Origin of the sequence: Dietzia maris (genome assembly GCF_014144855.1) — a bacterium.
In the GTDB taxonomy this organism is placed as follows: Bacteria; Actinomycetota; Actinomycetes; order Mycobacteriales; family Mycobacteriaceae; genus Dietzia; species Dietzia kunjamensis.
On sequence record NZ_JAALDN010000241.1, the window covers coordinates 1 to 25460 of the forward strand.

General features: G+C 67.3%; 38 protein-coding genes. 1 reads left to right on the forward strand and 37 read right to left on the reverse strand.

The genetic code is table 11. The features are described from left to right. From rplQ to rpsJ, 32 genes are all read right to left on the reverse strand, one after another. On the reverse strand, nt 1–425 hold a 425-nt coding region (rplQ, locus tag G6024_RS08390), incomplete at its 3' end, for a 50S ribosomal protein L17 (RefSeq protein ID WP_159148480.1). 34 nt (nt 426–459) lie between these two features. Then, nucleotides 460–1494 carry a DNA-directed RNA polymerase subunit alpha gene (locus tag G6024_RS08395; protein ID WP_067716627.1) on the reverse strand — a complete coding sequence of 345 codons (1035 nt, stop codon included), beginning with the start codon at nt 1492–1494 and terminating at the stop codon, nt 460–462. Between the two features lie 106 nt (nt 1495–1600). Further along, nucleotides 1601–2206, reverse strand: coding sequence for a 30S ribosomal protein S4 (gene rpsD, locus G6024_RS08400; protein ID WP_067716630.1), 606 nt, complete (start codon nt 2204–2206; stop codon nt 1601–1603). 22 nt (nt 2207–2228) lie between these two features. Beyond that, nucleotides 2229–2636: a 30S ribosomal protein S11 gene (gene rpsK, locus G6024_RS08405; protein ID WP_067716633.1), complete on the reverse strand. Its 408-nt coding sequence runs from the start codon at nt 2634–2636 to the stop codon at nt 2229–2231. Further along, complete coding sequence (gene rpsM / locus G6024_RS08410) at nt 2636–3004, reverse strand: 30S ribosomal protein S13 (protein WP_067716635.1); 369 nt, start codon at nt 3002–3004, stop codon at nt 2636–2638. The genes rpsK and rpsM overlap by 1 nt, the downstream gene beginning before the upstream one ends. 166 nt (nt 3005–3170) lie before the next feature. Further along, nucleotides 3171–3392 carry a translation initiation factor IF-1 gene (gene infA / locus G6024_RS08415; protein WP_005140011.1) on the reverse strand — a complete coding sequence of 74 codons (222 nt, stop codon included), beginning with the start codon at nt 3390–3392 and terminating at the stop codon, nt 3171–3173. Nucleotides 3393–3563: 171 nt separating this feature from the next. Next, nucleotides 3564–4616 carry a lipase family protein gene (locus G6024_RS16655; RefSeq protein WP_069388733.1) on the reverse strand — a complete coding sequence of 351 codons (1053 nt, stop codon included), beginning with the start codon at nt 4614–4616 and terminating at the stop codon, nt 3564–3566. Further along, nucleotides 4613–4843, reverse strand: a complete 231-nt coding sequence (locus tag G6024_RS16660; protein WP_069388734.1) for a hypothetical protein — start codon at nt 4841–4843, stop codon at nt 4613–4615. The genes G6024_RS16655 and G6024_RS16660 overlap by 4 nt, the downstream gene beginning before the upstream one ends. Before the next feature lie 119 nt (nt 4844–4962). Further along, nucleotides 4963–5766: a type I methionyl aminopeptidase gene (gene map, locus G6024_RS08425; RefSeq protein WP_069388735.1), complete on the reverse strand. Its 804-nt coding sequence runs from the start codon at nt 5764–5766 to the stop codon at nt 4963–4965. A gap of 8 nt (nt 5767–5774) precedes the next feature. Then, nucleotides 5775–6320 (reverse strand): adenylate kinase, encoded by a 546-nt coding sequence (locus G6024_RS08430; protein WP_069388736.1) that lies wholly within the window; start codon nt 6318–6320, stop codon nt 5775–5777. Between the two features lie 48 nt (nt 6321–6368). Next, nucleotides 6369–7691 (reverse strand): preprotein translocase subunit SecY, encoded by a 1323-nt coding sequence (secY, locus tag G6024_RS08435; RefSeq protein WP_067716644.1) that lies wholly within the window; start codon nt 7689–7691, stop codon nt 6369–6371. Between the two features lie 206 nt (nt 7692–7897). Next, entirely contained in the window at nt 7898–8347 is a 450-nt protein-coding gene (rplO, locus tag G6024_RS08440) for a 50S ribosomal protein L15 (protein ID WP_067716646.1), read from the reverse strand. 2 nt (nt 8348–8349) lie between these two features. Then, nucleotides 8350–8532: a 50S ribosomal protein L30 gene (gene rpmD, locus G6024_RS08445; RefSeq protein ID WP_067716649.1), complete on the reverse strand. Its 183-nt coding sequence runs from the start codon at nt 8530–8532 to the stop codon at nt 8350–8352. 2 nt (nt 8533–8534) lie between these two features. Then, complete coding sequence (rpsE, locus tag G6024_RS08450; protein WP_067716652.1) at nt 8535–9191, reverse strand: 30S ribosomal protein S5; 657 nt, start codon at nt 9189–9191, stop codon at nt 8535–8537. Nucleotides 9192–9234: 43 nt separating this feature from the next. Beyond that, nucleotides 9235–9630: a 50S ribosomal protein L18 gene (gene rplR / locus G6024_RS08455; protein ID WP_067716997.1), complete on the reverse strand. Its 396-nt coding sequence runs from the start codon at nt 9628–9630 to the stop codon at nt 9235–9237. A 2-nt stretch (nt 9631–9632) separates the two neighbouring features. Further along, on the reverse strand, nt 9633–10169 hold the full coding sequence (gene rplF / locus G6024_RS08460; protein ID WP_159148481.1) for a 50S ribosomal protein L6: 537 nt from the start codon (nt 10167–10169) through the stop codon (nt 9633–9635). 12 nt (nt 10170–10181) lie between these two features. Continuing rightward, nucleotides 10182–10580, reverse strand: coding sequence for a 30S ribosomal protein S8 (gene rpsH / locus G6024_RS08465; protein WP_067716657.1), 399 nt, complete (start codon nt 10578–10580; stop codon nt 10182–10184). 272 nt (nt 10581–10852) lie between these two features. After that, the gene (gene rplE, locus G6024_RS08470; protein WP_067716660.1) at nt 10853–11425 is read right to left on the reverse strand and encodes a 50S ribosomal protein L5; all 573 of its coding nucleotides are present in this window, start codon (nt 11423–11425) and stop codon (nt 10853–10855) included. A 2-nt stretch (nt 11426–11427) separates the two neighbouring features. Then, complete coding sequence (gene rplX, locus G6024_RS08475; RefSeq protein ID WP_007628110.1) at nt 11428–11742, reverse strand: 50S ribosomal protein L24; 315 nt, start codon at nt 11740–11742, stop codon at nt 11428–11430. Nucleotide 11743: 1 nt separating this feature from the next. Continuing rightward, entirely contained in the window at nt 11744–12112 is a 369-nt protein-coding gene (gene rplN / locus G6024_RS08480) for a 50S ribosomal protein L14 (protein ID WP_007628112.1), read from the reverse strand. Between the two features lie 143 nt (nt 12113–12255). Further along, nucleotides 12256–13311: an alpha/beta hydrolase gene (locus G6024_RS08485; RefSeq protein ID WP_253702065.1), complete on the reverse strand. Its 1056-nt coding sequence runs from the start codon at nt 13309–13311 to the stop codon at nt 12256–12258. Between the two features lie 526 nt (nt 13312–13837). Next, nucleotides 13838–14134, reverse strand: coding sequence for a 30S ribosomal protein S17 (gene rpsQ / locus G6024_RS08490; RefSeq protein ID WP_172812145.1), 297 nt, complete (start codon nt 14132–14134; stop codon nt 13838–13840). After that, nucleotides 14131–14361, reverse strand: a complete 231-nt coding sequence (gene rpmC / locus G6024_RS08495; RefSeq protein ID WP_017838199.1) for a 50S ribosomal protein L29 — start codon at nt 14359–14361, stop codon at nt 14131–14133. The genes rpsQ and rpmC overlap by 4 nt, the downstream gene beginning before the upstream one ends. Then, a complete protein-coding gene (rplP, locus tag G6024_RS08500; protein WP_010541175.1) occupies nt 14361–14777 on the reverse strand; it encodes a 50S ribosomal protein L16 in 417 nt (138 codons plus the stop codon). Before rplP ends, rpmC begins: the two co-directional genes overlap by 1 nt. 2 nt (nt 14778–14779) lie before the next feature. Beyond that, entirely contained in the window at nt 14780–15613 is an 834-nt protein-coding gene (gene rpsC / locus G6024_RS08505; RefSeq protein WP_067716670.1) for a 30S ribosomal protein S3, read from the reverse strand. After that, complete coding sequence (rplV, locus tag G6024_RS08510) at nt 15614–16051, reverse strand: 50S ribosomal protein L22 (RefSeq protein ID WP_067716673.1); 438 nt, start codon at nt 16049–16051, stop codon at nt 15614–15616. It abuts the gene before it with no gap. Next, nucleotides 16048–16329: a 30S ribosomal protein S19 gene (gene rpsS, locus G6024_RS08515; protein WP_007628126.1), complete on the reverse strand. Its 282-nt coding sequence runs from the start codon at nt 16327–16329 to the stop codon at nt 16048–16050. Before rpsS ends, rplV begins: the two co-directional genes overlap by 4 nt. Before the next feature lie 14 nt (nt 16330–16343). Next, complete coding sequence (gene rplB, locus G6024_RS08520; RefSeq protein ID WP_067716676.1) at nt 16344–17180, reverse strand: 50S ribosomal protein L2; 837 nt, start codon at nt 17178–17180, stop codon at nt 16344–16346. A gap of 31 nt (nt 17181–17211) precedes the next feature. After that, complete coding sequence (gene rplW / locus G6024_RS08525) at nt 17212–17514, reverse strand: 50S ribosomal protein L23 (RefSeq protein ID WP_067716678.1); 303 nt, start codon at nt 17512–17514, stop codon at nt 17212–17214. Further along, the gene (gene rplD, locus G6024_RS08530) at nt 17511–18200 is read right to left on the reverse strand and encodes a 50S ribosomal protein L4 (RefSeq protein WP_067716681.1); all 690 of its coding nucleotides are present in this window, start codon (nt 18198–18200) and stop codon (nt 17511–17513) included. Before rplD ends, rplW begins: the two co-directional genes overlap by 4 nt. Continuing rightward, entirely contained in the window at nt 18197–18862 is a 666-nt protein-coding gene (gene rplC, locus G6024_RS08535) for a 50S ribosomal protein L3 (RefSeq protein ID WP_067716684.1), read from the reverse strand. Before rplC ends, rplD begins: the two co-directional genes overlap by 4 nt. Nucleotides 18863–18914: 52 nt before the next feature. Next, nucleotides 18915–19220, reverse strand: coding sequence for a 30S ribosomal protein S10 (gene rpsJ / locus G6024_RS08540; RefSeq protein ID WP_003938093.1), 306 nt, complete (start codon nt 19218–19220; stop codon nt 18915–18917). A gap of 552 nt (nt 19221–19772) precedes the next feature. Between rpsJ and G6024_RS08545 the strand changes: the two genes are divergently transcribed. Beyond that, nucleotides 19773–20045 (forward strand): hypothetical protein, encoded by a 273-nt coding sequence (locus G6024_RS08545; RefSeq protein ID WP_069388740.1) that lies wholly within the window; start codon nt 19773–19775, stop codon nt 20043–20045. Between the two features lie 179 nt (nt 20046–20224). Here the strand turns inward: G6024_RS08545 and tuf are convergent, their stop codons facing one another. The 5 genes from tuf to G6024_RS08570 all read right to left on the reverse strand — a co-directional run. Next, nucleotides 20225–21415 (reverse strand): elongation factor Tu, encoded by a 1191-nt coding sequence (tuf, locus tag G6024_RS08550; RefSeq protein WP_067716691.1) that lies wholly within the window; start codon nt 21413–21415, stop codon nt 20225–20227. Between the two features lie 175 nt (nt 21416–21590). Continuing rightward, complete coding sequence (gene fusA, locus G6024_RS08555; protein ID WP_067716694.1) at nt 21591–23702, reverse strand: elongation factor G; 2112 nt, start codon at nt 23700–23702, stop codon at nt 21591–21593. Between the two features lie 195 nt (nt 23703–23897). Beyond that, nucleotides 23898–24368, reverse strand: coding sequence for a 30S ribosomal protein S7 (gene rpsG, locus G6024_RS08560; RefSeq protein WP_067716696.1), 471 nt, complete (start codon nt 24366–24368; stop codon nt 23898–23900). Next, complete coding sequence (rpsL, locus tag G6024_RS08565; RefSeq protein ID WP_010541164.1) at nt 24368–24739, reverse strand: 30S ribosomal protein S12; 372 nt, start codon at nt 24737–24739, stop codon at nt 24368–24370. Before rpsL ends, rpsG begins: the two co-directional genes overlap by 1 nt. Nucleotides 24740–24938: 199 nt before the next feature. Beyond that, nucleotides 24939–25460: TetR/AcrR family transcriptional regulator (locus tag G6024_RS08570; RefSeq protein WP_159148482.1), on the reverse strand; the 522-nt coding region annotated here is incomplete at its 5' end.

The window sequence follows — 25460 nt, forward strand, 5'->3', positions numbered from 1 at the left end:
GCGGCCGGCGCGGTGGCCGCCTTGGACGCCGCGGCGCGGGTGGCGCGCGAGGCCTCGGCGGAGGCGAGCTCCTCGGTGACGAGCGCGATCATCGCCATGGGCGCGTTGTCGCCCTTGCGGTTCTCGAGCTTGACGATCCGGGTGTAGCCACCGTCGCGGTTCGCGACCCGGGGGCCGATCTCGGCGAACAGCTTGTGCAGGACGTCCTTGTCGCGGATGACCTTGGCGGCCTCACGACGGTCGGCCAGCGTGCCACGACGCGCCTTGGTGATGAGCTTCTCCGCGTAGGGGCGCAGCAGCTTCGCCTTGGTCTCCGTGGTGCGGATCGCGTCGTGCTCGAACAGCTGGGTGGCCAGGTTCGAGAGGATGAGCCGCTGGTGGGCGGCGGATCCGCCGAGGCGGGCGCCCTTCTTGGGCTTGGGCATCAGATTCTCCTAGGAATGGTGTTCCGGGCGCTCGTCAGAGCTGCTCGGTCTCGGCGTAATCCTCGCCGCCCTCGTCGGTCCACGTGCCGGTCTCGGCGTCGTAGCCGGCGACCGAGGCGGGATCGAATCCGGGGGGCGCGTCCTTGAGGGACAGGCCCAGCTCCACGAGCTTGACCTTGACCTCGTCGATCGACTTCTGTCCGAAGTTCCGGATGTCGAGCAGGTCCGACTCACTGCGGGCCACGAGCTCGCCCACGGTGTGGACGCCCTCGCGCTTGAGGCAGTTGTAGGACCGGACCGACAGGTCCAGGTCGTCGATCGGCATACCGTAGGCGGCGATGTGGTCGGCCTCGGCCGGGCTCGGCCCGATCTCGATGCCCTCCGCCTCGTCGTTGAGCTCACGGGCGAGGCCGAAGAGCTCGACGAGGGTCTTGCCGGCGGACGCCAGGGCGTCCCGGGCGGTCATCGAGTTCTTGGTCTCGACGTCCAGGACCAGACGGTCGAAGTCGGTGCGCTGGTGCACACGGGTAGCCTCGACCTTGTAGGTCACCTTGAGCACGGGCGAGTAGATCGAGTCGACCGGGATCCGGCCGATCTCGTGGCCCGCGTCCTTGTTGAGCCCGGCGGGAACGTAGCCGCGGCCACGCTCGACGACCAGCTCGATCTCCAGCCGACCCTTCTCGTTGAGGGTGGCGATGTGCAGGTCCGGGTTGTGCACCTCGACGCCGGAGGGCGGGACGATGTCACCGGCGGTGACGGCTCCCGGACCCTGCTTCTTGAGGTACATGGTGACCGGCTCGTCCTCGACGGACGAGACGACCAGGCCCTTGAGGTTGAGGATGATGTCGGTGACATCCTCCTTCACGCCCGGCACGGTAGTGAACTCGTGCAGGACGCCCTCGATGCGGATGCTGGTCACGGCCGCGCCCGGGATGGACGACAGCAGCGTGCGCCGCAGCGAGTTGCCGATGGTGTAGCCGAAACCGGGCTCGAGGGGCTCGAGCACGAACCGCGAGCGGTTCTCGGAGACGACCTCCTCGGTGAGGGTGGGCCGCTGGGAGATGAGCATGTGCTACCTCTTTCGATTCTCGACGCCCGCTATTTGACGCCGTGGGAACCCACCGTCGCCGGGCGGGCCGCGGTGTGCGGCCCGCCCGGCGACGAGGGGGGACAGATCACTTCGAGTAGAGCTCAACGATCAACTGCTCCTGCAGCGGCACATCGATCTGCGCGCGCTCGGGGAGCTGGTGGACGAGGACCCGCAGGGTCGTCGGGACGACCTGCAGCCACGCCGGGACGGGACGCTCGCCGAGGGTCTCCTGGGCGATCTCGAACCAGTCCATCTTGGTGGACTTGGGACGGACGTCGACGATGTCGTACTGCGAGACCCGGTAGCTCGGGATGGTGACCTTCTGGTCGTTGACCAGGAAGTGACCGTGGGCCACGAGCTGACGGGCCTGGCGACGCGTCCGCGCGAGACCCGCGCGGTACACGACGTTGTCCAGTCGCGACTCGAGGATCTGCAGGAGGTTCTCACCGGTCTTGCCGGCGCGGCGGTTCGCCTCCTCGTAGTAACGACGGAACTGCTTCTCCATCACGCCGTAGGTGAAGCGGGCCTTCTGCTTCTCCTGCAGCTGGGTGCGGTACTCGGACTCCTTGATCCGCGCGCGGCCGTGGTGACCGGGCGGGAAGGGCCGACGCTCGAATGCGGTGTCTCCACCCACGAGGTCCACGCCCAGACGGCGGGACTTGCGGGTGACGGGGCCGGTGTAACGTGCCATGATTTAGTGCGTTCCTTCCGGCTCAGACTCGACGCCGCTTGGGCGGACGACAGCCGTTGTGGGGCTGGGGGGTGACATCGGAGATCGTGCCCACCTCGAGGCCGGCGGCCTGGAGCGAGCGGATCGCGGTCTCACGTCCCGAGCCGGGGCCCTTGACGAACACGTCGACCTTCTTGACGCCGTGCTCCTGCGCCTTGCGGGCCGCGTTCTCGGCGGCGAGCTGGGCGGCGAAGGGCGTCGACTTGCGCGAGCCCTTGAAGCCGACGTGGCCGGAGGACGCCCATGCGAGGACGCCACCGGACGGGTCGGTGATCGAGACGATCGTGTTGTTGAACGTGCTCTTGATGTGGGCCTGGCCCAGGGGCACGTTCTTCTTTTCCTTGCGACGGCCCGTCTTCTTGGGGCCCGCAGCGCGTGACTTGGGGGGCATTACTTCTTCTTTCCGGCGACGGTCTTCTTCGGACCCTTACGGGTACGGGCGTTGGTCTTGGTGCGCTGTCCACGGACCGGCAGGCCACGGCGGTGGCGCAGGCCCTGGTAGCTACCGATCTCGATCTTCCGGCGGATGTCGCCCTGGACCTCGCGGCGGAGGTCACCCTCCACCTTGTAGTTGCCCTCGATGTCGTCACGAAGGACGGTCAACTGCTCGTCGGTGAGGTCCTTGGTGCGCAGATCCGGGCTGATGCCCGTACGCCCCAGGATCTCCAGCGACCGGGTGCGACCGATGCCGAAAATGTAGGTGAGCGCGATCTCCATGCGCTTGTCGCGCGGGAGATCAACGCCGGCTAGACGTGCCATGTGGCGTTTCTCTTTCGTCGTGCGGTAGGTCTGCTCCCCGACCGTCCCCGTTGTCGGATGGTCATCTCACGATGAGCAACCGTCCGGGGCCCCGGCCTCCGCTTCCGAGGGTGTGATCCCGCCGGCCCCTGTGGGGCTCGGCGGCTGGTGCGGGGAGTTGAGCGTCTTACTTGTACCGGTAGACGATCCGGCCGCGGGTCAGGTCGTAGGGCGAGAGCTCCACGACCACGCGGTCCTCGGGGAGGATGCGGATGTAGTGCTGCCGCATCTTCCCACTGATGTGTGCGAGGACCTTGTGCCCGTTCTCGAGTTCGATGCGGAACATTGCGTTCGGCAACGGCTCAACGACACGGCCCTCGACCTCGATGGCTCCGTCTTTCTTTGCCATGCTGGTTACGGTCCTCCACGATTCCCCGGGTGACGTCTACCGGATTGTCGGTGCACTGGTGGGCACACCGACGTATAAGCTTACGTCAGGTGATGGATCTGCGCCAATCGGGCACCGACAGGGCCCTCGCCGCGCGCTCGGCGTCCCCTCGGCGGTCCCGGTGACCGACGGTCAGACGTAGCAGGCCCGCCCCGCGGGCACCCCGTCGAAGCGCTGCTGGAGCCAGTTCATCGCCGCGGGCAGTTTCTCCACCGCGCCCATGAGGTGCTCCGGCGCGAGTCCCGGCTCCCACGTCAGCGGCGCGCCCTCTCGGCAGTACCGCTTGGCGGTCTCCTCCGCGTCCCAGAACGGCACGAGCGGGTCGGTCCCGGAATGCCACATGAACACCGGGACCCGGGGCACGTCCGGGCTCTGACGGATGCTGTTCTCCGCGAACGCCCGCATCAGCCCCTCCTCTGCCAGGAGGTCGCCTCCCCGGAGGACCATCGGGACGGACCGGAACGCCCCGACCGTCAACAGGGTCGCGGTGCAGCGCCCCTTCAGCTGGCTGTAGAGCGCCCACCCGTCCGGCGTGAGCTTCTTCTCGAGCCGGATCGCCTCCGGGTACTCCCGCGCCATGCCGACAGCCGCGGCGAACGCCAGGCCGAACGCCGGGTGCGGCCAGTTGCCGACCATCCGCGCCATCGTGGTCATGTCGGTCGGGACACCGCCCTGCGCCACCCCGACCAGATTCACGTCCGGGGCGTAGTCGTCGTGCAGGAGCGACACCCACGCGCTCGCGATGCCGCCCCCGGAGTAGCCGAGGGCGCCGAACCGGCTGTGCCTGGAATCGAAGCGGGGGTCGTCCCGCACCGCACGCATCCCGTCCAACACGATCCGACCCGACAACTGACCGCCGGGATAGGCGACCTTCGGACCGAGGTGGTCCGGGATGATGACCGTCCATCCCTGGTCCAGACGCGTCCGCAGGAACACCATCGCGTTGTCCTGCACGGTCTCCAGCGTCGGGTGGACGAGGGTCTCGGTGGGCGCGCATCGCTGTCCGAGCGCATTGAGGTAGTGCTGGTAGCTCAACACCGGACCGTCGGGGCGGGCGTGGTGCGGCCGGACGACCGTCGCGGTGGCCAGTAGCGGCCGATCGCGGGAGTCGGTCGACCGGTAGGCGATCTCGGTGACCCGGTATCCGAGGAACGCCGGCATGGTCACGTCCCGGGAGTTGATCACCTCACCGAGAGGGGCGTCCGCGAGGTGTTGCGGATCCGCGTGGTAGAACGGCCCCGGCTGGGGATCCGCCTCGATCGACCCCGCGCCCCCTCCATCACCGACTGGGCGGTGGAGGGGGCGACGCCCGGGCCCGAGATGTGGACGAGGGCGACAGCGAGCGTCACGACCAGCGCGACGGCTCCCCGCACGACTGATCGACGCGCGACGGACTCCTGCTCAGCGAGCATGCCGGGACCTTTCGAAGCAGATGTTCACTACCGGCACACACTGTAACCCGGTGTGGGCGACCGTCAGCGGTCGACCCGCTCCGATCCCCCGGAGCGGCGACCCCGGTCGCGGTGCGTCCTCAGCTGCGCGGGCGGGGCGTGAGGATCCGGGGGCCGTCCACCGTCACGGCGACCGTGTGTTCCCAGTGCGCCGCCGGCGACCCGTCGACGGTGACGACCGTCCAGTCATCGGACAGGGTCCGGGTGTCGGTCTCACCGCCCAGCACGAGCATCGGCTCGACCGCCAGGACCGAACCCTCCTGCAGCCGGGGGCCGCGTCCGGGCTTGCCCTCGTTGGCGAGGAACGGCCATTCGTGCATCTCGCGGCCGATCCCGTGGCCCCCGAAACCGTCGACGATGCCCAGGCTGACGCCGTGACGCTCCTCCGCCCTCCGCGTCGCCACCTCGAGGGCGTGCGAGACGTCGGTGAGCTTGTTCCCGGGCAGCATCGCCAGGATGCCCTCGTCGAGGACCTCCCGCGTGGCGTCGTTGAGGGTCGCGACCTCCGGGGCGAGAGTCCCCACCCCGAACGACCACGCGGAGTCCCCGTGCCACCCGTCGAGGATGGCGCCGCAGTCGACGGAGACGAGGTCCCCGTCCCCCAGGACGGTGTCGGGCCCGGGGATCCCGTGCACCACGACGTCGTTGACCGAGGAGCAGATCGATCCCGGGAACCCCTCGTACCCCTTGAAGGACGGCACGGCCCCGGCGTCCCGGATCAGTTGCTCGACGACCTCGTCGAGGTCACCGGTGGTGGCACCCGGGACAGCGGCCTCACGGGCGGCGATCAACGCCCGTCCGACGATACGACCGGCCGCCTCCATGGCGTCCAACTCACCCGGGGTACGCGCGGTGACCACGCCCTTGCGGGACCGTCCGAACACGGCGGGCGTCAGCGACCCAGCGCGGCGAGCGCGCGTGCGTTGATCTCGTCGACCTCACCGACGGCGTCGATGCTCTTGACCTCACCGGCGTAGTACTCGAGCAGCGGGGCCGTCTCCGACCGGTAGACCGACATGCGGTTCCGGATGACGTCCTCGGTGTCGTCCTCGCGCCCCCGGGCGAGCATGCGCTTGACCACGGTGTCGTCGTCGACCTTGAACTCCAGGACCGCGTCGAGGGTGTGGCCGGCCTCGCCGAGCATCTCCTTGAGCGCGTCCGCCTGCGCTGCACTGCGGGGGTATCCGTCCAGGAGGAAGCCCTCGGTGGCGTCGGGCTCGGCGATGCGCGCGGCGACCATGCGGTTCGTCACCTCGGCGGGGACGAGGTTGCCGGCGTCGATGTAGCTCTTGGCCTCCTTCCCGAGGTCGGTGCCCTGGGAGATGTTGGCGCGGAACAGATCACCGGTCGAGATGTGTGGGACGCCGAGCTTCTCCGAGAGCAGAGCAGCCTGGGTGCCCTTGCCGGCTCCGGGAGGGCCGAGGAGGACGAGACGCATGGTGGGGACCAGCCTTTCTACAGTTGGTGTGCTCGGACGAGGCCGCGCCTACTTGAGGAAGCCCTCGTAGTTGCGCTGCATCAGCTGCGCCTCGACCTGCTTCACGGTATCGAGGCCCACGGAGACCATGATGAGCACAGCGGTGCCGCCGAACGGCATGTTCTGCAGATCTCCACCCCCGCTGCCCATGTCGAGGAAGACGTTGGGGAGTACCGCGATCAGACCGAGGTACAGCGAACCGAACAGCAGGATCCGGTTGAGGACATAGCCCAGGTATTCGGCCGTCGGGCGGCCCGGGCGGATGCCCGGGATGAACCCGCCGTACTTCTTCATGTTCTCGGCCTGCTCCATCGGGTCGAACTGGATGGCCACGTAGAAGTACGCGAAGAAGATGATGAGGGCGAAGTACAGGAGGATGTAGCCCCAGCTGGAGGGGTTCTGCAGGTACTGCATGACGTACCGCTGCCAGAACCCGTCGCTCGACGGCTCGGGCCCCTGGATCAGCTGGGTGATGAGGATCGGCACGTACATCAGCGACGACGCGAAGATCACCGGGATGACGCCGGCCTGGTTGACCTTGAGCGGCAGGTAGGTGGAGGTGCCGCCGTACTGGCGGCGGCCGACCATGCGCTTGGCGTACTGGACGGGGATGCGGCGCTGACCCTGCTCGACGAAGACGACGGCGACGACGATGAGGACGACCGCGAACATGACGGCCGCGAACTTCATGGTCGACGAGTTCTGGTAGATGTTCACGCCCTCGGCCGGGATGCGGGACGCGATACCGGCGAAGATGAGCAGCGACATGCCGTTACCGACGCCACGGTCGGTGATCAGTTCACCGAACCACATGACGAGTGCGGCGCCCGCGGTCATGACGATGACGATGGTGAGCAGCGTGAGGATGTTGTCGTCCATCAGGACGGACTGGCCGTTGCCGAGGAGCTGCCCCCGGTCGGCCAGCGCGACGATGCCGGCGGACTGCAGGACGGCGAGCGCGATGGTGAGATAACGCGTGTACTGCGTCATCTTCGCCTGGCCGGACTGCCCCTCCTTCTTCAACTGCTCGAAGTACGGGATCACCACCGTGAGCAGTTGGACGATGATGCTCGCGGTGATGAAGGGCATGATGCCGATCGCGAAGACCGACAACTGCAGCAGGGCGCCACCGGAGAAGAGGTTCACCAGGGAGAACAACTGTGCGTTGTCCCCGGTCATCGCCGTGTCGAGCAGACCCCGGAGCTTGGGGTAGTCGACGCCGGGCGACGGGATCTGCGCGCCGATCCGGTAGAGGATGATGATCCCCAGGGTGAAGAAGATCTTCTTCCTCAGGTCCCGGTCCTTGATCGCGGACGCGAGTGCGGAGAGCACATGTCCTCCTGGTCGTGGTCGGCCGTCGGGCCGCCGGTCGTCGAAAGCAGATGCGCCGGGGGAAGTCGGGCCGACCTTCCGGCGGGCGCCGACCCCGAAACGCACAACGGGAAAACTCTATCAAGACGAGCGCAGGGGCCGGATCCGAGACTCTCGGACCCGACCCCTGCACCCGTCATCGACCCGTGAACGGGCCGGGCGGGGTATCAGGCCCCGGCCTCCGACACGCTTCCGCCGGCGGCCTCGATCTTGCTCTTGGCCGAGGCGGAGACCTTGTCGGCGGTCACGGTGACGGCCACGGAGATGTCCCCGTCGCCCAGCACCTTGACCGGCTGGTTCTTCCGGACCGCGCCCGCGGCCACGAGCTCGGACACGCCGACCTCGCCGCCCTGCGGGAACAGCCGCTGGATGTCGGACACGTTGACGACCTGGAAGACGACCTTGTTGCGGTTCTTGAAGCCCTTGAGCTTCGGGAGCCGCATGTGGATCGGCATCTGGCCGCCCTCGAACGCCGCGGGGACGTTCTTACGCGCCTTGGTGCCCTTGGTACCGCGGCCGGCGGTCTTGCCGCGCTTGCCGCCCTCGCCGCGACCCACACGGATCTTCTCGGCGTGCGACCCGGGAGCCGGGCGCAGGTGATGCAACTTGATAGTCATTCTCACTCCGTCTCTTCGACCACGACGAGGTGGTTCACGACGTTGATGAGACCCCGGGTCTGCGCGTTGTCCTCACGCACGACCGTCTTCCGGATGCCCTTGAGGCCGAGCGTACGCAGGGAGTCCCGCTGGTTCTTCTTGGTCCCCACGGTCCCGCGGACCTGGGTGATCTTGAGGCTAGCCATGATCAGGCCCCCTGTCCGGCACGCGCACGGAGCATGCCCGCGGGCGCGACGTCCTCGATCGGCAGGCCGCGACGAGCCGCGACTTCCTCGGGACGATGCAGACCCTTGAGCGCCGCCACGGTCGCGTGGACCACGTTGATGGCGTTGTCCGACCCCAGAGACTTGCACAGGATGTCGTTGACTCCGGCACACTCGAGCACCGCGCGAGCGGCGCCACCGGCGATGACACCGGTACCCGGCGAGGCGGGGCGGAGCATGACGACGCCGGCAGCAGCCTCACCCTGGATCGGGTGGGGGATGGTGGAGGCGATGAGCGGAACGCGGAAGAAGTTCTTCCGTGCCTCCTCCGATCCCTTCTGGATCGCCGCCGGCACCTCCTTGGCCTTGCCGTACCCGACGCCGACCATGCCGTTGCCGTCACCCAGGATCACCAGGGCGGTGAAGCTGAAGCGCCGACCACCCTTGACGACCTTGGAGACACGGTTGATGGTGACGACGCGCTCGATGTACTGCGACTTCTCCTCGTCGCGGCCGCGACGATCGTCGCGACCCCGGCCACGACCGCGGTCTCCGCCGCGGCCCTGGGCGTTGTCGGTGGTGGTCTTGTTGTCTGCGGCGGGGCCGTTGCTTCCGCCGTCACGACGCTGACGTCCCGGCATCAGACGGTCCTTCCGTTAGCGAACAGTGCAGTGGTGTTGGTCATCAGAACTCCAGCCCACCCTCGCGGGCGGCGTCGGCGAGGGACGCGATCCGGCCGTGGTACTTGTTGCCACCACGGTCGAACACGACGGCGTCGATGCCGGCGGCCTTGGCGCGCTCGGCCAGGAGCTGGCCGACCTTCGCGCTGCGGGCCTTCTTGTCGCCCTCGAGGGAGCGCACATCCGCCTCGATGGTGGAGGCTGCGGCCAGCGTGTGGCCGGCCAGATCGTCGATGATCTGGGCGTGGATGTGACGCGAGGACCGGTTGACGACCAACCGCGGACGCTCCGGCGTACCGGAGACCTTCTTGCGGAGTCGGTAATGGCGCCGGGCGCGACCCTCACGACGTGCGGTGGAGACATCGGTGCCCAGCGGTGAACGCTTCTTGGTGCTGCTCATGATCACTTACCCGTCTTTCCGACCTTGCGACGGACCTGTTCGCCGGCGTAGCGGATGCCCTTGCCCTTGTACGGGTCGTGCTTCCGCAGTCGCTTGATGTTGGCGGCGATCTGGCCCACCTGCTGCTTGTCGATCCCGGAGATCGAGAACTTGGTCGCACCGTCGACGGCGAACGTGATGCCGTCGGGAGCGGTGACCGGAACCGGATGCGAGTAGCCCAGTGCGAATTCGAGATCCTGGCCCTTGGCCACGACGCGGTAACCGACGCCGAAGATCTCCATGTCCTGCTTGTAGCCCTCGGTGACGCCGACGATCATGTTGTTGACCAGCGAGCGGGACAGGCCGTGCAGTGACCGGTTGTCGCGGTGGTCGTCGGGACGGTTCACCGTGACGGTGCCGTCCTCGATCGAGACCGAGATCGCCCCGGGCAGAACCTGCGAGAGCTCGCCCTTGGGACCCTTGACGGTGACGGTCTGGCCGTCGACCTTGATGTCGACACCGGACGGGACGGTGATCGGAGCCTTGCCGATACGTGACATTTCTCGCCCCCCTTACCAGACGTGGGCGAGGACTTCCCCGCCCACCTTCTTGTTGTTCGCCTGGCGGTCCGTGAGCAGACCCTGGGACGTCGAGATGATCGCGACGCCCAGGCCACCGAGGACCTTGGGCAGTTCGGTGGACTTGGCGTACACGCGCAGACCCGGCTTCGAGATGCGCTTGATGCCCTGGATGCTGCGCTGGCGCGAGGGGCCGTACTTGAGGTCGATGGTGAGCTTCTTGCCCACCTCTGCGTCCTCGACGTTGTAGCCCGCGATGTAACCCTCCTGCTGGAGGATGGCAGCGATGTTGCCCTTGAGCTTCGAATGCGGCATCGAGACGGTGTCGTGGTACGCCGAATTGGCGTTACGCACACGCGTCAGCATGTCCGCGATGGGATCGGTCATCGACATGGATGGACCATGTTCCTTTCTCGTAACGGTTCCCATGCAACACGTCCCGTACGGCGACCTGTGGGCCGCCCACGTCCGTCGTGGGCCTTTCACGAAGAGTGCGAATGTTCTCTTGTATGGGATCCGGCGCCCCTCGGGGCATCCCGGTGTTCCCGCCGCGGCCGGTGCTCTTCTCACCGGGGCGCGACCAGACGACTGGGCCGTCTGCCCGCCGCCGGGGAACCGCGATGCGGTGCCCCGGCGGGGACGGCCGGTCCGGCCGGCGGAGGAGGTCAGTCCTCCTTGAAGGGGAAGCCGAGCTGCTTGAGCAGTGCCCGGCCCTCTTCGTCGTTCGTTGCGGTCGTGACGACCGTGATGTCCATGCCCCGGGGGCGGTCGACCTTGTCGACGTCGATCTCGTAGAACATCGTCTGCTCGTTGAGGCCGAACGTGTAGTTGCCGTGGCCGTCGAACTGCTTGCCCGAGAGTCCGCGGAAGTCACGGATACGCGGGAGCGCGACGGTCGTCAGGCGATCGAGGAACTCCCACATGCGGTCGCCGCGCAGGGTGACGCGCGCGCCGATCGGCATGCCCTCGCGCAGCTTGAACTGTGCGATGGACTTGCGGGCCCGACGGACCTCCGGCTTCTGGCCGGTGATCAACGTGAGGTCGTTGATGGCGCCGTTGATGAGCTTGGCGTCGCGGGCGGCGTCACCGACACCCATGTTGACGACGACCTTCGCGACGCCCGGGATCTGCATGACGTTGGCGTACTCGAACGTCTCGTTGAGTGCCGGCCGGATCTCGCTGCGGTACTTGTCCTTGAGGCGAGGGGTGTACCCGGAGGGAAGAGCGGTCTCAGTCATGGTCACAGGTCCTTCCCGGTCTTGCGCGAGACACGGACGCGCTTGCCGTTCTCGTCGGTGCGGATTCCGACCCGGGTCGGGGTGCCGTCGGCGTCCACGACCATCACGTTGGACACGTGGATCGGGGCCTCCTGGGTGACGATGCCGCCCGAGGAGGCGCCGCGCTCGGCAGCCGAGTTGGAGGTGTGCTTCTTGATGCGGTTGACGCCCTCGACGAGGACCTTCTCCTGAGCCGGGAAAGCCTGGATGACCTTGCCCTTGGCGCCCTTGTCCTTACCGGAGATCACCAGCACCGTGTCGCCCTTGTGAACCTTCATGTCAGAGCACCTCCGGAGCCAGCGAGACGATCCGCATGAACTTCTTGTCGCGCAGTTCGCGGCCGACGGGCCCGAAGATGCGCGTTCCGCGCGGATCGTTGTCGTTCTTGATGATGACGGCGGCGTTCTCGTCGAACTTGATGTACGAGCCGTCCGGGCGACGGCGCTCCTTGGCGGTGCGCACGATGACGGCCTTGACGACCTCACCCTTCTTGACGTTGCCACCGGGGATGGCGTCCTTGACGGTGGCGACGATGATGTCGCCCACGCCTGCGTAGCGGCGCTTGGAACCGCCGAGAACGCGGATGCAGAGAATCTCCTTGGCACCCGTGTTGTCGGCGACCTTCAGCCGCGACTCCTGCTGGATCATGGTTCTCCTGACCAGGTCTGTTCAATGTGTGCCGGATACCGACCCGACACACGCGGTCATGCCACCCGTCGACACGTCGAGACGTGCCAGGTCGGGCAACTGGTCCAGTGTAGGGTGCGCATGCACCGGGACCCAAATCCCGGTCAGCTACCGCTCGAACCGGCCGATCCGGATCCACGCAGGGAACCCGTCGAACCGCTCGATCCCGATGAGCCGGCAGCGCTAGCCCCGGAGTCCGCCACTCCCCCGGTCGTCCTCCGCCCGTTGGGCGCGGCGTCGGGCAGTCCGGAGAGGACGTGATCCATCCCCGGCCGCATCTCGGTGACGAAGACCGGCCAGTTGTGGATCCCGGAGGGCATGTAGTTCATCCTCAGGTCGACCCCGGGAACCGAGGCGAGCGCGGCCTCGAGTGCACGGGTGCTCTCGTAGGAGCCCTTCTCGAGGACATGTCCGTCGATGAGCACGAGTTCGTTGCTGCCGAAGCGGCCGAGCTCGCTGGAGCCCACCAGCCCGGTCGCGGCGCTGAGGTAGACCGCCTTGCCCTCGAGCCCGGAGGGGTCCGCCACGGTGTCGTGCTCCACCCACTCCCGGGACCCGCGCGGCCCCCACATGTTGGTGACGTCCCCGTGGCGAGCGGCCACGGTGAGTCGCGCGTACTGGTAGCCGAGCTCGTCGGTGGTCGAATAGGCGCCGCTGATACCGGCGGCGCCTCCGAACATCTCGTTCCTGTTGGCCAGATGAAGCGCCGCGGACGCCCCCATCGACACGCCCATGACCCCCCAGCTCCCGTTGTGGGCGAGCGGCCCCGCGGCCCCTGGTAAACCGGCCTCGAGCAGCGGCGGCAACTCCTCGGTGAGGAACGTCTCCCAGTTGTTGGGGCCCAGGACGGGATCGTCCGCCTGCCAGTCGGACCACATCGACGCCGGGCCGCCCGTCGGAACGATCACGTTCACCGCGCGGTCGCGCAGCGCGGGATCGCCCCAGCCCATACCCGTGCTCCACCCGGACGGGACCTCGGAACCGACGCCGTCGAGGAAGTACACGTTGGGCGCGTCGACGCCCGCCGGGGCGCGGTAGACCTCGACGCGGACCGTCCGTTGCATGGATTCAGACGTCACGGCCCACACCTCGGCGCGACGATCGACCGCCTCCGTCGACGCCGGGAAGAGAGGCTCGATCCGCTGCACGGTGGAGGACACGATGGACCCGTCCCGTGTCGCGCGGGGCCCGGCCGGGGGTTGGGAGCTTCCCGGACGGGGGAAATCGCTGGAACCGATGGCGCCGACGGATCCGAGGACGGACGTGACCGGGATCGGGGCACCGAGCTGGGTCGACGCGGCGATACTGAGCGATGGTGCGCCCAACAGGCTCCCGGGCGCCACGCTGGGAACGAGGGATCCCGGATCGACTGACCCCGGGCCCGTGCTCTGGGCGCCGGCGACGGGAAGCCCCGTGGCCGTCGTCGTGATCACGACCGCGCCGATCGCGAGCGCACTCAGACCACGACGGCGATCGCCCCGCCCACTCCCCCGTCGGCCGAAATGTGGTTCGTTCCCCATATGACGATTCTGTCCTCTCGGCCAGCGTCGGACGCTGACACACTACTCAAAATTCGCTACACCACGGTGATCCGTTACATTCGGCCGTCCCGTGCGCCCCCGCAACGCGAAACGGCCCGGCCCCGGAGTCCCGGGGCCGGGCCGCTCGCGTATGTCGAGTGGGGGCTTACTTGGCCCGCTCGAGCACCTCGACGAGGCGATACCGCTTGGAGGCGGACAGCGGGCGGGTCTCCATGATCCGCACGCGGTCGCCGACTCCGGCGGTGTTGGTCTCGTCGTGGGCCTTGACCCGCTCGGTACGGCGCATGATCTTGCCGTACAGCGGGTGCTTCACGCGGTCCTCGAGCTCGACGATGATGGTCTTCTCCATCTTGTCGGACACGACGTACCCGATGCGCACCTTGCGGCTGTTGCGCTCGGTGTTCTCGTTGGACTCAGTCACAACTGCTTCCTTGTCACTCACTTGGCATCACCCGGCGCCGCCGACAGACCGAGCTCGCGCTCGCGAATGACGGTGTAGATGCGAGCGATGTCGTGGCGGACGACACGCAGGCGACGGTTGTTGGTCAGCTGACCGGTGGCCATCTGGAAGCGCAGGTTGAACAGCTCTTCCTTGGCCTCACGCAGACGCGCGGTCAGCGCATCCGCATCGAGCTCACGCAGCTCGGGGGCGGTGGTTCCACTAGCCATCAGAACTGCTCCTCCCGGGTCACGATGCGGGTCTTGCACGGGAGCTTGTGCTGCGCGCGGCGAAGGGCCTCGCGAGCGGTCTCCTCGTTCGGGTACGACATCTCGAACAGGATGCGGCCCGGCTTGACATTGGCCACCCACCACTCGACCGAGCCCTTACCGGAACCCATCCGCACCTCGGCGGGCTTCTTGGTCAGGGGACGATCCGGATAGATGTTGATCCACACCTTGCCACCACGCTTGATGTGGCGGTTGATGGCGATACGTGCGGACTCGATCTGACGGTTGGTGACGTAGGCCGGCTCGAGAGCCTGGATGCCGTAGTCACCGAATGTCACCTTGGTGCCACCCTTTGCCCCGCCCTTACGGCCGGGGTGGTGCTGCTTGCGGTGCTTGACGCGCTTGGGGATAAGCACTGTCACGCCTCCCTGGTCTGGTTCTGCGGTGCCTCGGCAGGAGCCTCGGCGGCCGAGCCGGAACCGGCGCGGCCGGTCTCGGTGCTGGTCGCAGTGGTGCCCTGGGCCCCGGAGCGACGCGGACGACCGGCGCCACGCTCGCGGCGGGGACCGCGGTCGGCACCGCCACGGTTGCTGGACTGGGCGTACTGGTCGGACTCGCGACGGCCGCCGACCACGTCACCCTTGTAGATCCACACCTTGACACCGATACGACCGAAGGTCGTCTTGGCCTCGTAGGTGCCGTAGTCGATCTCGGCACGCAGGGTGTGCAGGGGGACGCGCCCCTCGTGGTAGCGCTCCGAACGGGACATCTCGGCACCGCCGAGACGACCCGAACAGACCACCTTGATGCCCTTGACCTGGGGCTGACGCATGGCCGACTGGATGCCCTTGCGCATCGCGCGACGGAACGCCACACGATTCGAGAGCTGCTCGGCGATCCCCTGGGCGACGAGCTGGGCGTCGGCCTCGGTGTTCTTGATCTCGAGGATGTTGAGGTGGACCTGCTTGGCGGTGAGCTTCTCGAGCTCCCCGCGAAGACGGTCCGCCTCGGCGCCCCGACGGCCGATCACGATGCCCGGGCGGGCCGTGTGGATGTCCACGTGGACCCGGTCACGGGTCCGCGAGATGTCGACCCCGGAGATACCGGCCCGCTCCATGCCCTTGGACAGGAGCTGACGGATCTTGATGTCCTCGGCGACGTAGTCGGCGTACTGCTTGTCGGCGAACCACTTGGACGTCCAGTCCGAGGTGATGCCGAGACGGAAGCCGTGCGGCTGGATCTTCTGTCCCATTTAGCGGGCACCTCCCTGGTTGCGACGTGCCCGACCGGAGCCGGTCTTCTCGGGCACGCTGGTCACCTCGATGGTGATGTGGCTCGTACGCTTACGCACGCGGAACGCACGACCCTGGGCACGCGGGCGGAAACGCTTGAGGGTCGGCCCCTCGTCGGCGTAGGCCGCCGTGACCACGAGGGTCCGGGGGTCCAGGTCGAGGTTGTTCTCGGCGTTGGCCATCGCGGAGGCGAGGACCTTGGCGACCGGCTCGCTGGCGGCCTGCGGGGCGAACCGCAGCGTGTTCAGCGCGTCGGCGGCGTCCTTGCCGCGGATGAGGTCGATCACACGACGCGCCTTCATGGGCGTGACGCGGACGAACTTGGCGGTGGCACGCGCGGAGAGCTGCTGCTCGGCCGTCGCCGTGCCGTCGTCGGTCTTCTTCGTATCAGTGCTCATCGACGCTTACTCTTCCGATCGTCCTTGATGTGCCCCTTGAACGTGCGCGTCGGCGCGAACTCGCCGAGCTTGTGACCCACCATCGAGTCGGACACGAACACGGGCACATGCTTGCGGCCGTCATGGACGGCGAACGTGTGGCCGATGAAATCGGGCAGGATCGTCGAGCGCCGCGACCAGGTCTTGATGACCTGATGCGTGCCCTTGTCGTTCTGCACGTCCACCTTCGCGAGGAGGTGTTCGTCGACGAACGGACCCTTCTTGAGACTACGAGGCATCCTAGTTTCCCTCCTTAACGCTTCTTACCGGTGCGACGGCGACGGACGATCATGCTGTCACTCGCCTTGTTGGGCTTGCGGGTCCGGCCCTCGGGCTGGCCCCACGGGCTGACGGGGTGACGTCCACCGGACGTCTTACCCTCGCCACCACCATGCGGGTGGTCGACGGGGTTCATGACCACGCCACGGACGGTCGGGCGAACGCCCTTCCACCGCATGCGGCCGGCCTTACCCCAGTTGATGTTGGCCTGCTCGGCGTTGCCGACCTCGCCGATCGTGGCGCGGCACCGCACGTCGACCCGACGGATCTCACCGGAGGGCATGCGGAGGGAGGCGTAGGTCCCCTCCTTACCGAGCAGCTGGATGCCCGCGCCGGCGGCGCGGGCCATCTTGGCGCCGCCGCCCGGACGGAGCTCCACCGCGTGCACCACGGTGCCTGCGGGGATGTTCCGGAGCGGGAGGTTGTTGCCGGTCTTGATGTCGGCGCCTGCACCCGACTCGACCTTCATGCCCTGCTTCAGGTTGCGCGGGGCGAGGATGTACCGCTTCTCGCCGTCCGCGTAGTGCAGGAGGGCGATGTTGGCGGTGCGGTTCGGGTCGTACTCGATGTGCGCGACGGTGGCGAGCACGCCGTCCTTGTCATTACGACGGAAGTCGATGACGCGGTACTGGCGCTTGTGGCCACCGCCCTTGTGGCGGCTGGTGATACGGCCGTGACCGTTGCGGCCGCCGGTCTTGCTCAGCGGGCGCAGCAGCGACTTCTCGGGCGTCGAGCGGGTGATCTCGGCGAAGTCCGAGACGCTCGAGCCGCGACGACCGGGGGTCGTGGGCTTGTACTTGCGGATAGCCATGAGGTTCTCTCGTCCTTAACTCTTCCCGCCGTCAGGCGGTCAGACCCGGGATCTCGATGGGCTTGCTGTCGGCCGCGAGGGTCACGATGGCGCGCTTGGTGCTCTTGCGCTGTCCGTACCCGGTGCGGGTGCGCTTGCGCTTGCCCTGACGGTTGGCGGTGTTCACGGACTCAACGGTGACGCCGAAGATCTCCTGGATGGCGATCTTGATCTGCGTCTTGTTGGCGCCCGGGGCGACCTGGAACGTGTACACGCCCTGCTCGAGCAGGCCGTAGGCCTTCTCGGAGACGACCGGGGCGAGGATCACGTCCCGGGGATCGGCGACGGTGCTCACTTGTCGGCCTCCTTCGCTGCCTTGCCGGCGAACGCACGGCTCGCCTGCGTGACGAACGCGTCCAGAGCCTCGACCGAGAACACGACGTCGTCAGCGTGGAGCACGTCGTAGGTGTTGAGCTGATCCGGAGCGATCGGATGGACGTGATCGAGGTTGGCCACGGAACGCCATGCGGCGACGTCCTCACGACCGACGACGATCAGGATCTTCTTGCGGTCGGACAGGGTGCCCAGGAAGTCGCGGACACCGGCCGTCGACGGCTTCTGTCCCTCGACGAACTCGGTCACCACGTGGAGGCGATCGGCCGAGACCCGGTCGGAGAGGGCACCGCGGAGCGCGGCGGCCTTCATCTTCTTGGGGGTGCGCTGCGAGTAGTCACGCGGCTTCGGGCCGTGGACGGTGCCGCCGCCGGTGTAGGCGGGGGCGCGGGTCGAACCCTGACGGGCGCGGCCGGTGCCCTTCTGGCGGAACGGCTTGCGGCCGCCGCCGCGGACCTCGCCACGGGTCTTGGTCGAGTGCGTGCCCTGACGCGCCGCGGCGAGCTGAGCCACCACGACCTGGTGCATCAGGGGCAGGTTGGGCTCGACGCCGAAGATCTCGGCGGGGAGCTCGACCGAACCGTCGGTCTTGCCCGCCGGGGTACGGACGTCCAGCTTGAGGTTCACGGTGTTCTCCGTGGTGGTCATGCGCGCGCACCGCCCTTCACTGCGGAACGGACCATCACAAGGCCGCCGTTACGACCCGGGATGGCTCCCTTGATGAGGAGGACGCCGGCCTCGGCGTCCACCTTGTGGACCTTGAGGTTCATGGTGGTCACGCGATCGTTGCCCATGCGGCCGGCCATCGACTTGCCCTTGAAGACGCGGCCCGGGGTCGATGCCCCGCCGATGGAACCCGGCTTGCGGTGTACGGCCTGCGTACCGTGCGAGGCACCCTGGCCGGCGAAGCCGTAGCGCTTCATGGTACCGGCGAAGCCCTTGCCCTTGGAGGTGCCGGTGACGTCGACGAACGCGCCGTCCTCGAACACGTCGGCGCCGATCTCCTGGCCGATCTCGAACCCGGCGGCCTGCTCGGCGTTGTCGAGTCGGATCTCGGCGAGGTGACGACGGGGGGTGACCCCGGCCTTATCGAACTGGCCGGCCACCGGCTTGGTGACCTTGCGGGGGTCGATCGCGCCGAACGCGATCTGGACGGCGTCGTAGCCGTCGGTCTCTTGGGTACGGATCCCGGTCACGACGCACGGCCCGGCCTTGACGACGGTAACCGGAACCACCCGGTTGTTCTCGTCGAAGACCTGGGTCATGCCGAGCTTGGCGCCCAGGATTCCCTTGATCTCGGTGTTAGTCATCTGTTCACTGTCTCCGCTGCACGTTGCTTGCTGACCGCTACGCGGTCGGAGGTCACTGGATGTTGACGTCGACGCTGGCAGGCAGGTCGATACGCATGAGAGCGTCCACGGTCTTCGGCGTGGGGTCGAGAATGTCGATCAACCGCTTGTGGGTACGCATCTCGAAGTGCTCACGCGAATCCTTGTACTTGTGCGGCGAGCGGATGACGCAGTAGACGTTCTTCTCGGTGGGCAGCGGCACGGGACCGACGACACGAGCACCCGTACGGGTCACCGTCTCGACGATCTTGCGGGCCGAGGCGTCGATAGCTTCATGGTCGTAGGCCTTGAGCCGGATGCGGATCTTTTGTCCCGCCACTTCGTCCTCTTCTCCTCCCGCCCGTGAGGGCGGCTGTCGTAAGCGCCCTCGCTGCGCGGGGACACTGTGTGTTCGCTTGTCATGTGTGACACCGTCAGACCGTCTACCACCCGGTCCCGTGCATCGGTGCTCCATCGTGGAGGACCCCGCCGCGCGCCCACGGGCATGACACGACTACGAGACCTCCAGAGGACGGAGTGCCACATCGCTCGCGCGAGGCGAGGATGACGGCGGACCGATCCGCTGCCGCTGTTGACGTGTCACGACGCGTCCACGCGGTCGGGCGTGTCGCCCTCCCGCTTTTCCGGCGGGTGATCACTCACCCGCCCCGGTCGTGCTCGCCCGACCAACCCGACTCTCCCCGGGGCCCATCGGGCCCATACGGGATCGCCGCCTTGTCCGGGCAACTTGACCAGTATGCAGTACATCGGCCGGAAGGGCAAAATCCCGGACGTCCCGGCGTCCTCGGGTGCGTCACGGACCCCGGCACGACGACCGGGTACTTCGGTAGCGTCGGGAAGACCAGAGTCCACACGCGGAGGAGACCACATCGTGAACAGCAGACGCGAGCCGCGGGACCCCGCCGCCTACAAACGGGACAGGCGGCAGGCGGTCCTGCGCCACCATCCGGACGCGGGCGGCGATCCCGATGAACTCTTCCGGGCACTCGCGGAAGTCGACCGCCGGCACGGGGTATCCGGTCCCGGGTACGACGCGCACGGCGCGAGTGCCGAACAGGTCGCCGCCGTCGCCGCGGCCGCGCTCGCCGGGGTCGCCGCGGTGGGGTTGTCGATCGCGATGACCATCCTCGGTCGTCGCAGGTAGTTCGGTCGCCGCAGGTAGCTCGCTCGTCGCACGAAACTCGGTCGCCTCAGATAAACCGGTCGTCCACTCCCCCGGGCACGCGTGAACCACCGCGAAATGCGGGAAGGGCGCCCCACCTGACGGTGGGGCGCCCTTCCTCGATCGACCCGGGGATTCACCCGGACCGAGCGGTCAGTGGATCACTTGATGATCTTGGTGACCTGTCCGGCGCCGACGGTGCGGCCACCCTCGCGGATCGCGAAGCGCAGGCCCTCATCCATGGCGACCGGCTGGATGAGCTCGACGCTCATCTCGGTGTTGTCGCCCGGCATGACCATCTCGGTGCCCTCGGGGAGGGTCACGACGCCGGTCACGTCCGTGGTACGGAAGTAGAACTGCGGGCGGTAGTTGTTGAAGAACGGCGTGTGACGGCCGCCCTCGTCCTTGGACAGGATGTACGCCTGGCCCTCGAACGTGGTGTGCGGGGTGTAGGCGCCCGGCTTGATGACGACCTGGCCACGCTCGACGTCCTCGCGCTTGAGACCACGGACGAGCAGACCGACGTTGTCGCCGGCCTCGCCGTAGTCGAGCAGCTTACGGAACATCTCGATGCCCGTGATGGTGGTCTTGGTGGCCTTCTCCTTGATGCCGATGAGCTCGACATCCTCGTTCACGTTGATCTGGCCACGCTCGATACGACCGGTGACGACGGTGCCACGACCGGTGATCGTGAAGACATCCTCGACGGGCATGAGGAACGGCTTGTCGGTCTCACGCTCGGGATCCGGGACGGAGTCGTCGCAGGCCTGCATGAGGTCGACGATGGCCTGGACCCACTTCGGGTCACCCTCGAGCGCCTTGAGCGCCGAGATGTGGACGACCGGAGCGTCCTCGTCGAAGTCCTGCGACGCCAGCAGCTCGCGGACCTCCATCTCGACGAGCTCGAGGATCTCCTCGTCGTCGACCATGTCGCACTTGTTCAGGGCGACGAGGATGTAGGGCACACCGACCTGACGGGCGAGCAGCACGTGCTCACGGGTCTGCGGCATGGGGCCGTCGGTGGCCGCCACGACGAGGATCGCGCCGTCCATCTGGGCGGCACCGGTGATCATGTTCTTGATGTAGTCGGCGTGACCGGGGGCGTCGACGTGCGCGTAGTGGCGCTTCTCGGTCTGGTACTCGACGTGGGAGATGTTGATCGTGATACCACGAGCCTTCTCCTCCGGCGCCTTGTCGATCTCGTCGAACGCGAACGCGTCGTTGAGGTCGGGGTAGGTGTCCGCCAGAACCTTGGTGATGGCCGCGGTGGTGGTGGTCTTGCCGTGGTCGACGTGACCGATGGTGCCGATGTTTACGTGCGGTTTGGTCCGCTCGAACTTCGCCTTCGCCACTTGGTGTCCTCCTGGACTGGTCTGTCCCCACCTGGAGGTGGGCACTGCTTTGTGTGGGATCTGATCTTACTCATCGTGCCGTGTTGAGCACGAACCGGCGGCCACCCGGAGGTTCGACCGTGCGCCGCCGGCATCGGCCCCACCCCGCCTGACGGCGGGGCGGGACCAGTACCGGTTACTCGCCGGTCGCCTTGGCGATGATCTCCTTGGCCACGCCCGCCGGAACCTCGGCGTAGTGGGAGAAGACCATCGAGTAGTTGGCCCGGCCCTGCGTCTTCGACCGGAGGTCGCCGACGTAGCCGAACATCTCGGAGAGCGGCACGTGGGCCTTGACGACGCGGGCGCCGGAGCGCTCCTCCATCGCCTGGATCTGGCCGCGGCGGGAGTTGATGTCGCCGATGACGTCACCCATGTAGTCCTCGGGCGTGACGACCTCCACGGCCATCAGCGGCTCCAGGATCACGGGCTGGCACTTACGGGCGGCCTCCTTGAAGGCCATGGAGCCCGCGACCTTGAACGCCATCTCGGACGAGTCGACCTCGTGGTACGCGCCGTCGACGAGCGTCGCCTTGACGTTGACCATCGGGTAGCCGGCGAGGATGCCGTACTGCATGGCGTCCTTGATGCCGGCGTCCACGGAGGGGATGTACTCCTTGGGCACGCGGCCACCGGTGACCTTGTCGCTGAACTCGTAGGTCTCGCCGGCTTCGACGGCCTCCTGGTCCAGCGGGCCGAGCGCGATCTGCACCTTCGCGAACTGACCGGAACCACCGGTCTGCTTCTTGTGGGTGTAGTCGAACTTGTCGATCGAGCCCTTGATGGTCTCGCGGTACGCGACCTGCGGCTTGCCGACGTTGGCCTCGACCTTGAACTCGCGCTTCATCCGGTCGACGAGCACGTCCAGGTGGAGCTCGCCCATTCCGCCGATGACGGTCTGCCCGGTCTCCTCGTCCAGCCGCACGGAGAACGTCGGATCCTCACGGGCCAGCTTCTGGATGGCCGTGCCGAGCTTCTCCTGGTCGGCCTTGGTCTTGGGCTCGATGGAGACGTCGATGACCGGGTCCGGGAAGGTCATGGACTCGAGGATGACCTGGTTGTTCAGGTCACACAGTGTGTCACCCGTCGTGGTGTCCTTCAGCCCGATGAACGCGTAGATGTGGCCGGCGACGGCCTCCTCCACGGGCATCTCCTTGTTGGCGTGCATCTGGAAGAGCTTGCCGACGCGCTCCTTCTTCCCCTTGGTCGCGTTCTGCACCTGGGTGCTCGGGTCGATGCGGCCCGAGTAGACACGGACGAAGGTCAGCTCTCCGAAGAACGGGTGCACGGCGATCTTGAACGCGAGCGCCGCGAACGGCTCGTCCTTGGACGGCTTGCGGAGGATCTCCGTCTCCTCGTCCCCGACCTTGTGGCCGTGGACCTCGCCGACGTCCAGCGGGTTGGGGAGGTAGGCGATGACGGCGTCGAGCAGCGGCTGGATGCCCTTGTTCTTGTACGCCGAACCACACAGCACCGGGTAGATCTCGGCGTTGACGACCATCTTGCGGATCGCCGCCTGGATCTCGTCCTTCGTCAGCTCCTCGCCACCGAAATACTTCTCCATCAGCGCCTCGTCGCTCTCGGCGACGGTCTCGAGGAGCTTCTCGCGGTACTCCTCGGCCTTCTCCTGCAGGTCGGCCGGGATGTCCTGCACCTGCGCCTCGGTGCCGATGTCGGTCTTGCCTGGCCAGACGAGCGCCTTCATCTCGACGAGGTCGACGACACCGTCGAACTCGTCCTCGGCGCCGATCGGGAGCTGCAGGACCAGCGGCTTCGCGCCGAGACGGTCGACGATGGTCTGGACCGTGTAGAAGAAGTCCGCGCCCATCTTGTCCATCTTGTTGACGAAGCAGATGCGGGGCACGTCGTACTTCTCGGCCTGACGCCAGACCTGCTCGGACTGGGGCTCGACGCCCTCCTTGCCGTCGAAGACGGCGACGGCGCCGTCCAGGACGCGCAGGGACCGCTCCACCTCGACGGTGAAGTCGACGTGGCCCGGGGTGTCGATGATGTTGATCTGGTTGTTGGACCAGAAACAGGTGACGGCGGCGGACGTGATCGTGATGCCGCGCTCTTTCTCCTGCTCCATCCAGTCGGTGGTCGACGCACCGTCGTGCGTCTCGCCTGCCTTGCGGTTGACACCCGTGTAGAACAGGATGCGCTCGGTGACGGTGGTCTTACCGGCGTCGATGTGCGCCATGATGCCGATGTTGCGGACCTTGTTGAGGTCGGTCAGCACGTCCTGTGCCACGGATTCTCCCGAATGTGAGTCGTCGGTGGCCCGTGCGGTCGCTGTCGACCGTCCGAACCGGGTCGGTAGTGCTGCCGGTACCTGCACGCGGGGCGTGAGGTACGGGCCTTGATCAATGATGCCACCCGGCGGGTGACAACGGGACCCTGGCCGGGGGGACGTGGATACCCACGCCCCGGCCCGGGTCCCGACGCGTCACCAGCGGTAGTGAGCGAACGCCCGGTTTGCCTCGGCCATCTTGTGGGTGTCCTCGCGGCGCTTGACCGCGGCACCCAGACCGTTGGAGGCGTCCAGGATCTCGTTGGCCAGACGCTCGACCATCGTGTTCTCACGACGCTGCCGGGAGAACGTCACCAGCCAGCGCATCGCCAGGGTCGTCGAACGACCGGGGCGGACCTCGACGGGCACCTGGTAGGTGGCGCCGCCGACACGACGGGAGCGGACCTCGAGAGCCGGCTTGACGTTGTCGAGCGCCTTCTTGAGGGTGATGACCGGATCGGTTCCGGTCTTCTCGCGGCAGATCTCCAGCGCGGAGTAGACGATGCGCTCGGCGGTCGTCTTCTTGCCGTCGAGGAGGATCTTGTTCACGAGCTGGGTGACCAGCGGCGACCCGTAGACCGGGTCGTTGATCAGCTGGCGCTTGGGGGCGGGACCCTTACGAGGCATTACTTCTCCTTCTTGGCGCCGTAGCGGGAGCGGGCCTGCTTGCGGTCCTTCACACCCTGGGTGTCGAGCGAGCCGCGGATGATCTTGTAGCGCACACCCGGGAGGTCCTTCACACGCCCGCCACGCACGAGCACCATGGAGTGCTCCTGCAGGTTGTGGCCCTCACCGGGGATGTAGGCGGAGACCTCGATACCGGTGGTCAGGCGCACACGGGCGACCTTACGGAGCGCGGAGTTCGGCTTCTTGGGGGTCGTGGTGTACACACGGGTGCACACGCCACGACGCTGAGGCGAACCCTTGAGGGCAGCCGTCGACGTCGCCGACTTCTTGTCCTGGCGGCCCTTGCGGACCAGCTGGTTGATGGTTGGCATGAACCGACTTTCTCTAGCTGGCGGCCTCCACGGGGGCGACCACCGGTCACTGGGACGTTGCTCGTATCCGGACTCTCGCGCGCCTGTCGCCGCGCACGGCCGACCATGTCAGCCGCTCTCGCTGGCCTACCGGGCACGATCGTCCAGCTCGCGCACTGCGAGCACGATGGTGAAGCCTAACCGCCGGGGGATGCAGCGGTCAAAATGGGCCGGTCGCGGCATCTCCCGCGGGCGGGGCTCCGGCCGCATCGAGGACCGTGTCCAGGGTATGGGCCCAGAATCTCACGATCTTGTCACGTCGCGCCGAGTCGTCGGACAGGACGTCCGCGAGCCCCAGCCCCCTAGCGAGGTCCAGGGTGGTCTGGAGTGCGCGCCGGATTCGCGCGTCACCCGGATCGCGACCCAGGGCGGCCGCGGCGATGGACAGGACCTCACGGGACATGTGGTTCTCGAGCGGGAGCACGCGGTCCCTGAGGGCCGGGTCTGAGGCCGCCGCGGTCCATACGTGGAGCGCGGCCTTGAACAGGTCGGACGTGTAGTGCCCGACTATGAGCCGGACCACCGCGACCGTTCGCTCGGGTCCGGGCTCGGGAAGGTCGAGGCCCACGGTCCGGACGTCCTCGAGTCGCTGTTCGATCATGTGCCCGAGCGCGGCGGTGATGAGGTCCTCGCGCGTCGGGAAGTGGTGCTGGGCGGCGCCCCGTGAGACGCCGGCGGCGGC